The sequence below is a fragment of the Flavitalea sp. genome (genome assembly GCF_035489435.1).
Lineage (GTDB): Bacteria > Bacteroidota > Bacteroidia > Chitinophagales > Chitinophagaceae > DATHKG01.
In genome coordinates, this window is the sequence record NZ_DATHKG010000124.1 from 26,057 (window position 1) to 38,423 (window position 12,367).

The following is a 12,367-nucleotide window of genomic DNA, read 5'->3' on the forward strand; positions in this document are numbered from 1 at the left end:
ATTCAATTGGAAGTGGAATGTTGTTAGTGGAGAATTCCACTGTTCGCGGCAGGAGCAAAATAAACCTGCGTTCCGATTACGGCAGCATATGGCAGGGGAGCTGGTGATCCGCTATTGTGTCTTCGTACCGGCAGACGGAAAACCTATCAGCGCTGCCTTACTAAGCGGATCTTATTCAGGTTCCCTATGTCAAAACCAAGAAGTTATTTTAAGGAACGTTACGGCTTCAAGCGGGAAGGCAGTCTGGATTAGTGATAATGTTTTTATGTTTAATGATGTAAAAATCAATACTGGTCAGTGACCATAATTTATTAGTCTGCAAAATCAGATCAAGGAGATGAAAGTTTTTTTAAGGCAGACTCCCTGAGAATAAAAATTTTTTTCCCTTTCACTTGAATCAGTTTGTCTTTGATGAATGCCCGCATTATCCTGAAAAGGGTTTCATAGGTAGTACCGGCATGTGAGGCGATATCCTGGCGGCTCAACATGATATTTATATATCCTTCTGCAGAAAGGCCAAAGTTTGCCCGCAGCAGGAGAAGTGTTTCAGCAACGCGGCCCATTACTTCCATATGCACGAGGTTTCTCATTCTTTTCTCCGCATCCTGTAACTCGTTTGCATAGAACTGCATCAACCTGTATGTCAGCGATTGATTGGCCTGGAGCGTAACATCAAAAAATGCGAGATCGATATAACATACGGTTACCTGGTCAATCGCCGTGGTTGAGACCGGATAAATCTTTTCATTTCCCAGGCCGCGATAACCAAACATGTCTCCCGCCTTTGCGAACCGAAAGATCAGCTCCTTTTTCTCATCCCAATGTTTATGAACCTTTACGATCCCTGAATAGACGAAATAAATGCCTTTGACCTGATCCCCTTCGTTAAAAATGATTTCCCCTTTTCTGAATTGAATGTTGGTTTTGTTAGCCTTGATACCTGGTAACCAATGGGCTACAACGTGCTGACACAGGAAGCAGTCTTTAAGATTACACGCAGACGGGGATTTGATCATAAGGCATGCAAAATATTACACAAAACATATAAAAAACCGATTCTGGCAATTTCCTACTACCAAAATATGATTTAAATCATACTTTTGCGGATTATTGTAAGATTATGCGTATAAAGGCTGTACCTAAGAGCATACCAATTGCTACATCATTAAATTTTGATAAGGGAGAAACTGAATCACAGTGGGCAGGCTATCATCGCGGGAAACGCCTGGTATTTATTTCATCACTGGCTGTATTGATTGCGCTGGTTATCAGTTTTATCTCGAAGCTGCTCGTGTTGCTGATCAATTTTACCACGGGGTTTTTCTTTTTTGGTAAACTGTCTGTTGCCGATATTAGCCCCGCGTCTAACAACCTGGGTTGGCTGGTGATCTTCATACCTGCCATTGGCGGTATCATAGTCGGGCTGATGGCACTCTACGGATCAAAAGCCATTCGTGGTCATGGCATACCGGAAGCGATGGAACAAGTACTGACGAATCATAGTAAGATCAGACCCTCCATCACCTATTTAAAGCCAGTTTCTGCAGCCATCGCGATCGGGGCCGGTGGACCGTTTGGCGCAGAAGGGCCGATCATTGCCACGGGCGGTGCATTGGGTTCCACAGTTGGTCAATTGTTAAAGATTACATCAAATGAAAGAAAAATATTGCTCGCTGCGGGTTCCACGGCAGGTATGTCTGCAATCTTTGGTAGCCCTGTTGCAGCTATATTTCTTGCCATTGAATTGTTGTTGTTTGAATTTTCACCGCGGGCAATCATCCCGGTTGCACTGGCATGTATAACCGGCGCTGCGGGTCATCATTTTCTTTTTGAATCAGGACCGGTATTTGCCATCAGGAAGTTTATCGGGGTGCCATCAAACACGGGCCTGTTCCTGTATAGCTGCATGGGGATTATAATCGGGATAATCTCTGTTGGCGTAACCCGTATAGTTTACTTCGTGGAAGATCTTTTTGAGAAATTACCCGTTCACTGGATGTGGTGGCCAGCTATTGGGGGACTCTTTGTTGGCGTTATCGGATATATGGCACCGGGAACACTTGGCGTTGGATATAATAACATCACTGATATTCTGAACGGGGAGCTAACGCTGAGTTTTATTGCCATACTCTGTATTTTGAAATTTTGTTCCTGGGCGATTGCATTAGGCAGTGGTACCTCCGGTGGCACCCTTGCGCCATTGTTAACGATAGGAAGTGCTGCGGGCGCAATATTGGGTTATGTTATCATGAAGATTTTCCCGGCGGCCGGTGTTACGATTGGGTTGTCGGCTTTGGTAGGAATGGCAACTATGTTTACCGGGGCTTCGCGAGCTTTTCTTACATCTATTGCTTTTGCCCTCGAAACCACCGGGCAGTTCAATGGTTTGGTGCCCTTACTTGCAGCCTGCACAGCGGCTTATTTTATTTCATACCTGCTGATGGAGAATACCATTATGACCGAAAAGATTTCGCGAAGGGGTGTGCAGACTCCGGTAGCATACGGACCAGACATACTCCAATCTTATACTGTAAAACAAGTTATGAACAATGATGCGCTGGTTATAAAGTCGGACATCACGATCGGGGATTTGCAGTTGGCTTATTTAAAATCTTTTGAACATCAACAAAAAAATATCATTGTAGTCGGTGCCGATAACAAATTTGAAGGATTATTAAATGCTTCGGACATTTTGAAGCTTAATGCCCCGGAACAGCAATTATTACCGGTGAAAACAGTGCTTACTGAAAAGACACTATATGTTCGTGTGAACGATACTGTCAGGTTCGCCATGGAAAAGATGATCGCCGAAAATGTTGAATTTTTACCCGTTTTGCGGCAGGATAAAACATATGCAGGATTTTTTACTCAGCAGGCCGTTTTTAATACGCATAAACTGCAAATGGTCCTGGAGAAAAACAATGTTGTTGCGATCTCGTTGCGAAGGCAAAGGTTCAGGATGCTGGTAAAACGAAACCAGGTTATTGCGTCTCTGAAAAAAAGTTGATACTCATTTCAAAGAAAACTATTTCTGCTGACCTCATATTAAAATGTATAAGTAGCATTAATATTTACCAATGGATAGCCATCACCGTTTTGGGGAACTCCTTGAATTGTTTCTGATTTTTTAACATCGTTAATATAAATCCTTGTAGTTACACCTCCGGTAATTCCTTTGAACTGTAGTATGCCCACAATCACTACAGAATTTCCTTTTTTTGTTTCTTGAATGGTAAATTCTTTAGTCCATTTTATTCCCCCACCAGGTAAATCGGTTATGGTTTCGGCATTAAAATTTGCATTGGTATAAGCAACGGCAGGATTGCCGTCTTTAAAGGTTAAGCTTGTTGATGAAGTTGATATTTCATACTTTACTTTAACAGGTCCACTTTCAGTTTGGTCATCAGAATCTTTATTGCAGGAGACCGCAGATAGTATCATCACTAACGCAGAGAGTGTTAACAGATGTATTTTAATTTTCATAGGTTGTGGATTAACGTTAGTTCTTTGATTTTGATAATCTGGTAATGCTACAGCAAATTTTTAACAAATACAACTAAGCGGTTGTGAAGTTTCCAATTCAATTGCTATTCTTTGTTACCTCTTATGGAGTGCTTGGCAAGGATGGTCCAACCTGGAAATTCATCAGCGACGAATATTTTCCTGAGCCGGCAAGCTAACACTGGTAAGTTGAGTATGGCAACAAATATCAACAACGTAAATTGGAACACGATAAGTCCTTTTCGAAAAAGAATTGCGTCGAGCTGAATTTGATATTTTCTTTGATTGCTTTTATTGATGAAGCCTGCGAATCATCACAAATCTCTGGAAAAACTTAATTAAATGATTGCCGAAACGCTTTAGGCGAAACATTGGTCTTCGTCTTGAATAATTTGCTGAAGGACTGCGAATGTTCAAAGCCTAACTCATAGGCGATTTCACTGATTGATAAATTAGTGATAGATAATTTTTCTTTTGCCTTTTCAATCAATTTATCGTGGATATGTTGCTGCGTATTTTGCCCCGTCAGCACTTTGAGCAGGCTACGAAGGTAGTTGGGTGAAACGTTTAATTGTCCGGCAATGTATTGAACGGTTGGAAGCCCTTTGCTTGTCAAATCCCGGCTATTGAAATATTCTGTAAGCAACTCCTCTAAACGATTCAAAATGGTATGACTGGTGATTTGACGTGTGATGAATTGACGTTGATAAAACCTCACCGCATAATTCAATAAAGTTTCTATTTGAGAGATGATGATGCTCTGGCTGAATCTGTCAATGTTGGAATTATACTCCTGCTGAATATTTTGAACGATATTGTTAATAATAGTTTCCTCCTTCTCTGAAAGAAAAAGCGCTTCATTGACGGAATATCCGAAGAATTCATATTGCTTAATGCTTTTAGCCAGCGCTGTTTTCCAAAAAAAATCCGGATGAATCAGCAAAATCCAGCCCGAAGGTTGTAATGAAATATTCGTTACCGGAGCAGTCTGCAATACTTGTCCCGGCGCCAGGAAATACATAATACCTTCATCAAAATCGTATTCCTGCTGGCCATAACGCATCTTTTCACTCAGCCCCCGCTTGACCGAAATAGAATAATAATCAGCCACGGTTGTGGTAATCTCACTTTGCTTTTTGGCAGCCACTAAAACCTTATAATCTACAACACTGATGAGGGGGTGTTGGGGTCCCTGCAAATGGAATACGCTGTGAAATTCAGTGATCGACCTTATTTTATAAGGTTTCATAATGATAAATTTAATCTTTTCATCAAATAGCCTGTCCGCCCGATACTTCGATCCGCTGGGCATTTATCCAGTAAGCCTCCTCGCTGCAAAGGAAAGCCACAACTCCGCCGACATCGTCAGGTAAGCCCACACGTCCCAGAGCCGTGATGTCTGCAATATGCCCGTTTATGTCTTTATTGTCTCTTACACGCCCTCCACCAAAATCAGTCTCAATAGCCCCCGGAGCTATTACATTGACGCGTATTTTACGATCGCCCAATTCCTTTGCCATATAGCGTGTCAACGTTTCGACTGCAGATTTCAGAGAACCATAAACCGATGACCCCGGCATGGTAATGCGTGCAAGTCCGGAAGAAATATTAACGATACCCCCACCGTCGTTTATATGCGGCAAGAGCTTTTGCGTTAAGAAGAAAACTCCCTTGTAGTGGATATTGAATACAGCATCCATTTGCGCTTCAGTAGTCTCAGCGACCGGGGCATACAATGCTGTTCCTGCGTTGTTGATAAGAAAATCAAGCCTTGGGTGACCCAACCCTGTGCCCAGATGCGATACTAATTCGCTGACAAACGGATCAAAATTCCTGGTATCGCTTGTGTCCAACTGGAAGGCTGCAGCTTTTCGGCCCATAAAACGAATCTGTTCTACTACTTCATCAGCTGCTGCTTTATTGGAGTTATAGGTGATGATCGCATCGATACCTTTTCGGGCAATTGCCAGAGCCATATTTCTTCCCAAACCCCGACTGCCCCCGGTAATAAGCGCAATTTTGTTTTTTATTTCCATTGTTCTTTATTTTGTTGTTGCAGATGATTGTTGATTATAAACGGCGGAGAATTCCTGTTCAAAATCCTCCAATGATGCTTCTCCGGATTCCGGTTGATTCCTGTCAAAATCTTCCCGTAAAAGTCCTGTAGGTGTTGCCCGTCCCAATTCTACCAGGTTTACGGCTGCATTTTCAGTAACACCATTCGCCTGGAGCGACTGCATCATTTGCTCTTCAGTTAATATACGCCATTCAAGATCCGGAATGCCAATGGATCTTCCCAAAACGCCCGTATGCTAGTGGTTTACTGATATGGCCCAATGAACCTGTTACAATGATTTTCATATTCTTCCTTTTTGACAGCACAAAATTGATCATTAAATCAATACCGGATGTAGCTTAAACGCTCTTTAATGTAGCCAAAAAGAAAGTAGCTTAATTTAGAAATTACTATTGCCAATTCAGGTTGCATTACAGTGGTTACGGCGACGAAGAGACCTGATATTTATTAGTACTGAGGGCTTTTGCAATATGTTTCAACTGAGAAATAACAAATCAGGCAGGCCTGGCGGATCCAAAATCATTCGTGTTAATGCAAAGGTCTGGATTTCCATTGTCATCAAAATCATCTGCTGCCATACCATTGATGGCAGAGAATTGTGCAGTCCTGGTAGGAAGTGGAGCCCGGCGGCATCTCGTTACTCCCGCAAGCATATTGAGCTCTGAGATAGAATTTTGGAAAAAATAATTGCTGCGGCAAAAGCCGAATTCACCGATGTAGAATTTGGGCTGCTAACCATATCGCCTGCGGGGGATTTACAACAACGATTTTATTTGTTTTAATCCGTTAAACTATCCTCCAATCTTACCGCCTTGCAAAGTCTTACCGCCCAGAAAGGATTTTTAATAATCTCTTTAACCTTCGCTTCAAGGGTTTCCACGAGATAATTTTCCCGGCATATTTGGTCCCATAGAGAATTAAAATATAATGGATGGAGATGATCCGTACCCATACGCAAATCGTCAAGATACATATCAACAAACATAGCATGACACTGTTTTAACAGTTCTGAAGGCTGATAGAGTTCGAAATGAAATTTGATATTCGCTGCGATAAGACTTTTAATCATGGAAGCCGATTTGCCAGTCGATTCAAGCTTATTCTTTTTGCATATCTCCCGCAGTTGAGATGGCTGGAGTTGCTGCCATATTTCCGTCAGCGTCTTATCTGCCTGATCAATGATCTCTAATAAGCCGAGTTCCACAGCGGTCTTTTTATACTTTTCATCTGATAAATCAGTATAATCTCCTTTATCGCCTTTAATAAAATTTTCGTACTCATCAAAAAGCATTATCACCTGTTCTCTTTTCAATCCTTTATTAAAAGAGGCCGCCGGAAGTTTTGAAAGAAAGGTTTGAAAATCCTGTACTTCGAACCAAACAAAAGGAAATTTATACTCGAAATCATCAATGGTATATTTTGCCTTTTCATCTTTATCCAGTATCCCGTAATAAGCCTCCTTATAATTTGTACAATCTTTAATCTTTACCTGCCCCGTCCAGTCTTTGTTATAAGATGGCATCCGAAACTTACCTGAGCCCGGCTCTGTAAAATAACCCCTGTCATAGGATCCTTCTATTGCCTTAATATACTCATCTCCATAAGTATCCGTTTCCTCATGTTGCAATTCAACAATAGCTGGCGCAAACAGCAGTCTTGAGATTGTCGCTACCGCGTTAGAGAATAATTCATTATTCATAGATAAGTCTTTGTTTCAGATCAGTCTTAGCTTCAGAAGAGTCTTTGCTTCAGAAGACTCTTTGCTTCAGATGAGTCTTTGCTTCCAGAATTTGGATTTTAAAATTGCATTTACCTGCTCTTCGATATCTTCATTGCCACAGCTTCGTTCCACTTCTTCCCACAAAGGTTGCAGGTATAAGGGATGGAAATGATCGGTATTAACTTTGATATCTTCAACATAGAGTATGGTAAACCGTTTGTATATCTCTTTTAACAGGTCGGTAGGGCGGTAAAATTCATAAGGAAAGGGGATATTGTTTTCCACCAGTTTTTTGATGTTCGCCTCGTTGTTTTTAACTGGCCTGATATTATTCGCTATACAGATCTCGTCCACTTTTACCGGTGCTATTTCCTCCCACAGATCCGCAGGTTTCAATGCTGAATTATCCACCTTATAAAATAATGCTGCCTGTACTAATTCCGATGGATCACGGAACTGCTCAAAATAATAACTGGCTTTCACATGTCCCTGTACAAAATCCTGATACTCTTCAAAAAGTTCAAATAGTTTACCGCCTGATGTATTAACCGGGAAATAATCCCCTGGTAACTGTTCCAGGAAAGTTTCAAAATCGGGAACTTCAATAGCCGGGCTGAAGAAATAATATTCAAACTCCTCTATAGAACTTCCTTGCTTATACTTTGTATGGTCCTTTAATTTCACAACACCTTTCCATCCGGCATTATAATCAGGAAAACAGAATTCACCTGTAGAAGCATCGCTAAAAAGGCTTTCGTCATAAGAGCCCGCTTTTCCCTTAAGAAATTTTCCGGTAGGGGCAGAACCCAAAGCAGATTTAGTGGGATTCTTATCAGGCATTGTAAAAACCGGGTTATTGTAATACCATTTATTCTCCATCTTCATCCTCCTCATCGTTTGTAGTGATTGTAATTAATCTGTCAGCCCAGTATCTTGAATCCATTAATTCGTTCACCCTTTTCCTGAACCTTGTTCCGAAATTTGTGTCACGCACCGTTTCCCAGACCGGTTCCAGGTAAAGGGGATGCAGTTGGTCAATGGTGTTTTTAATATCATCCAGGTAGAAATCGACAAACGAAAAAAAGGTTTGTTGTAAAAGGTCTGAGGCATTTACCACATTATGTGGAAATGCAGGATTCAGTTCCAGAATTTTATCAAGCATCGCTGCTCGTTTATTGGTTCCTGTTAGATTATTCGCTTTACAGATCTCTTTTAGGATATTGGTATGTAGATTGTCCCAAAGCTCTCTTGAATTAGTAGCTGTAATATCGAAGGCCGAAAGCAAACCAAGGCGCAGGGCATCATCCGACTTCACCTTCTCTAAAATAAAATAAGGTTCGGTTTCCTCGTCATTAATAAAATGCTCTTCATTAATGAAATGCTTAAACTTCCTGAAAAGGTATAGTACATTCTCTTTGGAAATTCCTTTCTCAAAACTCTCCTCCGGCATCCTTTCCATAAAATCACTGAATTTTTCAATGGAGAATAAGGGGATCATAAAATTACGTTCAAACTCATCAATAGAAAACGCTTGTTTCTCCTTAATACTTAAACCACTGAAATACTCTTGCTTGTAATTCGTTTCATCTTTTACAGAAATTATTCCTTTGAAGAGTGTATTGTTAGAAGGGAAACGGAATTTACCGGTAACAGGATCGGTATAGAGGCTCTCATCATAACTTCCCGGAACTGCTTTGTCGTAGTCTGAGGAAAACAGCCTGGAAAAGTCAATTGTAAAACCACCTTTTTCTTTTTCGGATGACATTGGATAAGGTTTAGGATTTTTGAATCAGTAATCATAAACGCCAGGGCGGGGAAAATATTTTAGTTGGCGGGATTTACCCGTCCTTTTTCTTACTGGTTTCCCAAATTTGTCTCGTGCAAGGGGCAATCATCAGTGTTAAAAGCGAAAGGATGAAAACAACAATAACTATATATTTACAGCATTATATAAATCATCAACGTTATAAAAAATAAAAATGAAAAAGATAGTCTGAGGCTGATCAGCGAGAGCACAGTTACCCGCCAATTCCATTGTTGGAGTCCTGGGAGCAGGTGGCCTTGGGCAGCTGGCAATCCGGTTTTTCAATAAAATGGGACATCAGGTGGGCTTGCTATATGATTATGCTCAACGAACTATTTATGGAAATTATGTGGGTAGTCGCAAGAACATGGTAGATATGCTTGATTTCTCGGCAAAGCATAATATTGAGACCCTGGTGGATCTTATGCCATTCTCTAAAGTGAATGAAGCGATAGAAATGGTAAGAGCAGGAAAAGTCAAAACCCGGTTAGTATTGGAAAACAAGGAGTAAAATGAATTCACAGGCGCGGAAACAAATTATCTTAAAGCACATGAAAGCCTCAACCTATGAACGATACGGCCCGCCAGACGTCTTGCGTATACGTGAGATAGAAATTCCATTACCCAGGGATAATGAAGTACTTGTACAGGTTTTCGCTACGACCGTTAACCGGACCGATTGCGCGATGCTCAGAGCAAAGCCTTTTATCATGCGGTTCCTGACCGGCTTGTTTAATCCGAAAAGAACAATTTTGGGAACTGATTTTGCGGGTAAAGTGATGGCCATCGGCAAAGAAGTTACCTCATTCAACGTTGGTGACAATGTTTTTGGATTTGAGGATACGGGCTTGAGTACACACGCGCAGTATGTATGCATCCCTGAAAGCAAGGCGATTTCGGCTATGCCACAAGGTGTGGGATATGATCAGGCAGCAGCCGCCCTCGAAGGTGCCCACTATGCTTACAACATGCTGAATAAAATTAAATTGAAACCCAGTGACAATGTCTTGGTGAACGGTGCTTCGGGTGCGATCGGATCGGCCATGGTTCAACTTTTGAATTATTACGGTGCAAACGTAACAGCGGTATGTAATACTAAGAACATCCAATTAATACAATCGTTAGGTGCCCACAAGGTCATCGACTATCTGAAGGAAGATTTCACGATATTGAAAGAAAAGTATCGCTACGTTTTTGACGCGGTAGGGAAGAGTACATTTGCAAAATGTAAACCGTTGCTCGAACCGGATGGCGCGTACATCTTCTCGGAGCCGGGTCCATGGGCGATAAATATTTTCCTCGCGTTAAGTACGTCTTTGAGAAAAGGTAAGAAGGTGATCTTCCCGATTCCTTTTGACTGCAAACGCAGCGTCGTGCTGATCCGGCAACTTATGGAAGAACAAAAATTCAAAGCAGTGATTGACAGGCGATATCCCTTCGATAAAATTTCAGATGCATTTCGTTATGTTGAGACTGGCGAAAAAACGGGAAATATTGTGATCACCTTCTACTGTGTATGATGGTTTATCTGGCATTTTGCCTCTCGATATGGTATGTGACAGAAAATGTATGTCAGCACGGATGTGACAGTCGATGCGAGATAACTGTTTAGCAAGTGTTGTTTTCAATTTTTGAAATGTAGGATTTTGTCGTGCCCACATTCTTGCGGTGGCATGCATCAGCATCAACATAATAACATCATCCATAATTATTTTGGTTAGCTGCAAAGACCTGTTCCCGATATTATCACAACATAACCGTCCAATGATGGACGCTGCCTTTTATCAAATCATATGAATTTTACTGACTGAAAAATTTTGACATTAGAAAAACTATTACTTACTTTGATTTGCAAAGTACTTTTATTTTAATGTATTTTAGACCTTATTTATCATGAAAACCAAAATAATATTCAACATTATACTGGGATTGACATTGTTAAATGGTAGCTACGCACAGACGCCGGACAAAGCCAAACTCGACAAGTTTTTTGACCGGCTCGCTGAAAAAAATAAGGCAATGGGGAGCCTGGTCATCGCCAGGAATGGTAATGTCATTTACAGCCGCAGCATCGGGTACAGCCAGATCAACGAGACAGAAAAGAAACCATTATCCGCGACGAACAAATACCGGATTGGTTCAATCACAAAAATGTTTACTGCTGCTATGATCCTGCAGCTTGTGGAGGAAGGAAAATTAAAGCTGACCGACACAATTGATAAATTTTTCCCCCAGATCCCGAATGCAAGCAAAATCACAATCATTCAAATACTTCAGCATCGCAGCGGTATCCCTAACGTCAGACGCGATCAGAATGCTCAAAAAAACGTGAACACATTGCCTATGTCGAAGGATGAAATATTTGCACTGATTGTCAATGGCAAGCCTGATTTTGAGCCGGGCTCAAAGCACATGTACAGCAATTCCGGCTACCTTCTTTTCGGCCTTATAATTGAAAAGATAACCGATAAAACTTATGGTGAAGCACTTGAAGAAAGAATCATCTCCCCGATTGGTCTGGGTGATACCTACATCGCAACCGGGAATATTGATGTCAATAAAAACGAGGCCCTTACTTATATGAATTTGGGAGGTGAATGGAAACAGTTGCCCGAAACGCATCCGAGCATCCTCTTCAGTGCGGGTGCGATTGTTTCGACACCAAACGATATGGCCAGATTTATCGTGGCGCTATTTGACGGAAAGATCGTGTCTGCTGAAAGTCTCGGCCTGATGAAGACAATGCGGGACGGGGAAGGTTTGGGAATGGCAAGCTTTACGTTCGCCGGCAAAACTTTTTACGGGCACACGGGTGGGGCAGATAACTATGGAGCCTGGCTGGCCTATCTGCCGGAGGAAAAGTTGGTGGTTGCTTATACTACGAACGCAAAGGTTTATCCTGTGCGCGATATTGTCAGCGGCGTTATCGACATCTACTACAATAAGCCGTTCGAAATTCCTGCCTTCGAAAGTATTGCCGTGAGCAAAGAAGTGCTGGATAAATACGTAGGTGTTTATTCGAGTCCCGATGCTTCTGTAAAATTTACGATTTCACGGGAAGGCACAACGCTTTTCATTCAACCGAATGCTGAATCTCCTGCGCCGCTCGAAGCGACGGCGCAGGATCAATTTAAAATCGAAGGTGCGATTGTCGTTGAATTCGACGCCGCTAAAAATCAGATGATCATAAAACGGGGAGGCGGGCAGCGTGTTTTCACAAAGGAAAAGTAACTGCCTGCAATTATAATTTATAACAACAACTTTC

12 protein-coding genes are annotated in these 12,367 nt (G+C 41.6%); 4 read left to right on the top strand and 8 right to left on the bottom strand.

Annotated features, from left to right (window positions below; all coding sequences use genetic code 11):
* Window positions 1-329: 329 nt before the first annotated feature.
* Complete coding sequence (locus VK664_RS20000) at window positions 330-1,016, bottom strand: Crp/Fnr family transcriptional regulator (protein WP_461400472.1); 687 nt, start codon at window positions 1,014-1,016, stop codon at window positions 330-332.
* A 104-nt stretch (window positions 1,017-1,120) separates the two neighbouring features.
* Here VK664_RS20000 and VK664_RS20005 point away from each other — a divergent pair, with 104 nt between their 5' ends.
* Window positions 1,121-3,007 carry a chloride channel protein gene (locus VK664_RS20005; RefSeq protein ID WP_461400473.1) on the top strand — a complete coding sequence of 629 codons (1,887 nt, stop codon included), beginning with the start codon at window positions 1,121-1,123 and terminating at the stop codon, window positions 3,005-3,007.
* 38 nt (window positions 3,008-3,045) lie between these two features.
* Here VK664_RS20005 and VK664_RS20010 read toward each other — a convergent pair whose 3' ends face one another.
* The 7 genes from VK664_RS20010 to VK664_RS20040 form a co-directional block, all read right to left on the bottom strand.
* Window positions 3,046-3,483: a hypothetical protein gene (locus tag VK664_RS20010; RefSeq protein WP_461400474.1), complete on the bottom strand. Its 438-nt coding sequence runs from the start codon at window positions 3,481-3,483 to the stop codon at window positions 3,046-3,048.
* 352 nt (window positions 3,484-3,835) lie between these two features.
* Window positions 3,836-4,750, bottom strand: coding sequence for a helix-turn-helix domain-containing protein (locus VK664_RS20015; RefSeq protein WP_461400475.1), 915 nt, complete (start codon window positions 4,748-4,750; stop codon window positions 3,836-3,838).
* A 22-nt stretch (window positions 4,751-4,772) separates the two neighbouring features.
* Window positions 4,773-5,537 carry an SDR family NAD(P)-dependent oxidoreductase gene (locus VK664_RS20020; protein ID WP_461400476.1) on the bottom strand — a complete coding sequence of 255 codons (765 nt, stop codon included), beginning with the start codon at window positions 5,535-5,537 and terminating at the stop codon, window positions 4,773-4,775.
* 6 nt (window positions 5,538-5,543) lie between these two features.
* Window positions 5,544-5,801: a DUF4473 domain-containing protein gene (locus tag VK664_RS20025; protein ID WP_461400477.1), complete on the bottom strand. Its 258-nt coding sequence runs from the start codon at window positions 5,799-5,801 to the stop codon at window positions 5,544-5,546.
* 555 nt (window positions 5,802-6,356) lie between these two features.
* On the bottom strand, window positions 6,357-7,277 hold the full coding sequence (locus VK664_RS20030) for a hypothetical protein (protein WP_461400478.1): 921 nt from the start codon (window positions 7,275-7,277) through the stop codon (window positions 6,357-6,359).
* Between the two features lie 66 nt (window positions 7,278-7,343).
* The gene (locus VK664_RS20035; RefSeq protein ID WP_461400479.1) at window positions 7,344-8,183 is read right to left on the bottom strand and encodes a hypothetical protein; all 840 of its coding nucleotides are present in this window, start codon (window positions 8,181-8,183) and stop codon (window positions 7,344-7,346) included.
* A complete protein-coding gene (locus VK664_RS20040) occupies window positions 8,167-9,063 on the bottom strand; it encodes a hypothetical protein (RefSeq protein WP_461400480.1) in 897 nt (298 codons plus the stop codon). Before VK664_RS20040 ends, VK664_RS20035 begins: the two co-directional genes overlap by 17 nt.
* 328 nt (window positions 9,064-9,391) lie before the next feature.
* Here VK664_RS20040 and VK664_RS20045 point away from each other — a divergent pair, with 328 nt between their 5' ends.
* The 3 genes from VK664_RS20045 to VK664_RS20055 all read left to right on the top strand — a co-directional run bounded on the left by VK664_RS20045 (window position 9,392) and on the right by VK664_RS20055 (window position 12,333).
* Window positions 9,392-9,613: a hypothetical protein gene (locus VK664_RS20045; RefSeq protein WP_461400481.1), complete on the top strand. Its 222-nt coding sequence runs from the start codon at window positions 9,392-9,394 to the stop codon at window positions 9,611-9,613.
* A 1-nt stretch (window position 9,614) separates the two neighbouring features.
* Complete coding sequence (locus VK664_RS20050; protein ID WP_461400482.1) at window positions 9,615-10,622, top strand: NAD(P)-dependent alcohol dehydrogenase; 1,008 nt, start codon at window positions 9,615-9,617, stop codon at window positions 10,620-10,622.
* A gap of 373 nt (window positions 10,623-10,995) precedes the next feature.
* On the top strand, window positions 10,996-12,333 hold the full coding sequence (locus VK664_RS20055; protein WP_461400483.1) for a serine hydrolase domain-containing protein: 1,338 nt from the start codon (window positions 10,996-10,998) through the stop codon (window positions 12,331-12,333).
* Window positions 12,334-12,367: the final 34 nt, after the last annotated feature.

Bases quoted from the DNA above. Each gene is read 5' to 3' on its own strand.
- VK664_RS20000 (WP_461400472.1), bottom strand. From the start codon at position 1,016: ATGATCAAATCCCCGTCTGCGTGTAATCTTAAAGACTGCTTCCTGTGT.
- VK664_RS20005 (WP_461400473.1), top strand. From the start codon at position 1,121: ATGCGTATAAAGGCTGTACCTAAGAGCATACCAATTGCTACATCATTA.
- VK664_RS20010 (WP_461400474.1), bottom strand. From the start codon at position 3,483: ATGAAAATTAAAATACATCTGTTAACACTCTCTGCGTTAGTGATGATA.
- VK664_RS20015 (WP_461400475.1), bottom strand. From the start codon at position 4,750: ATGAAACCTTATAAAATAAGGTCGATCACTGAATTTCACAGCGTATTC.
- VK664_RS20020 (WP_461400476.1), bottom strand. From the start codon at position 5,537: ATGGAAATAAAAAACAAAATTGCGCTTATTACCGGGGGCAGTCGGGGT.
- VK664_RS20030 (WP_461400478.1), bottom strand. From the start codon at position 7,277: ATGAATAATGAATTATTCTCTAACGCGGTAGCGACAATCTCAAGACTG.
- VK664_RS20035 (WP_461400479.1), bottom strand. From the start codon at position 8,183: ATGAAGATGGAGAATAAATGGTATTACAATAACCCGGTTTTTACAATG.
- VK664_RS20040 (WP_461400480.1), bottom strand. From the start codon at position 9,063: ATGTCATCCGAAAAAGAAAAAGGTGGTTTTACAATTGACTTTTCCAGG.
- VK664_RS20045 (WP_461400481.1), top strand. From the start codon at position 9,392: ATGGGACATCAGGTGGGCTTGCTATATGATTATGCTCAACGAACTATT.
- VK664_RS20050 (WP_461400482.1), top strand. From the start codon at position 9,615: ATGAATTCACAGGCGCGGAAACAAATTATCTTAAAGCACATGAAAGCC.
- VK664_RS20055 (WP_461400483.1), top strand. From the start codon at position 10,996: ATGAAAACCAAAATAATATTCAACATTATACTGGGATTGACATTGTTA.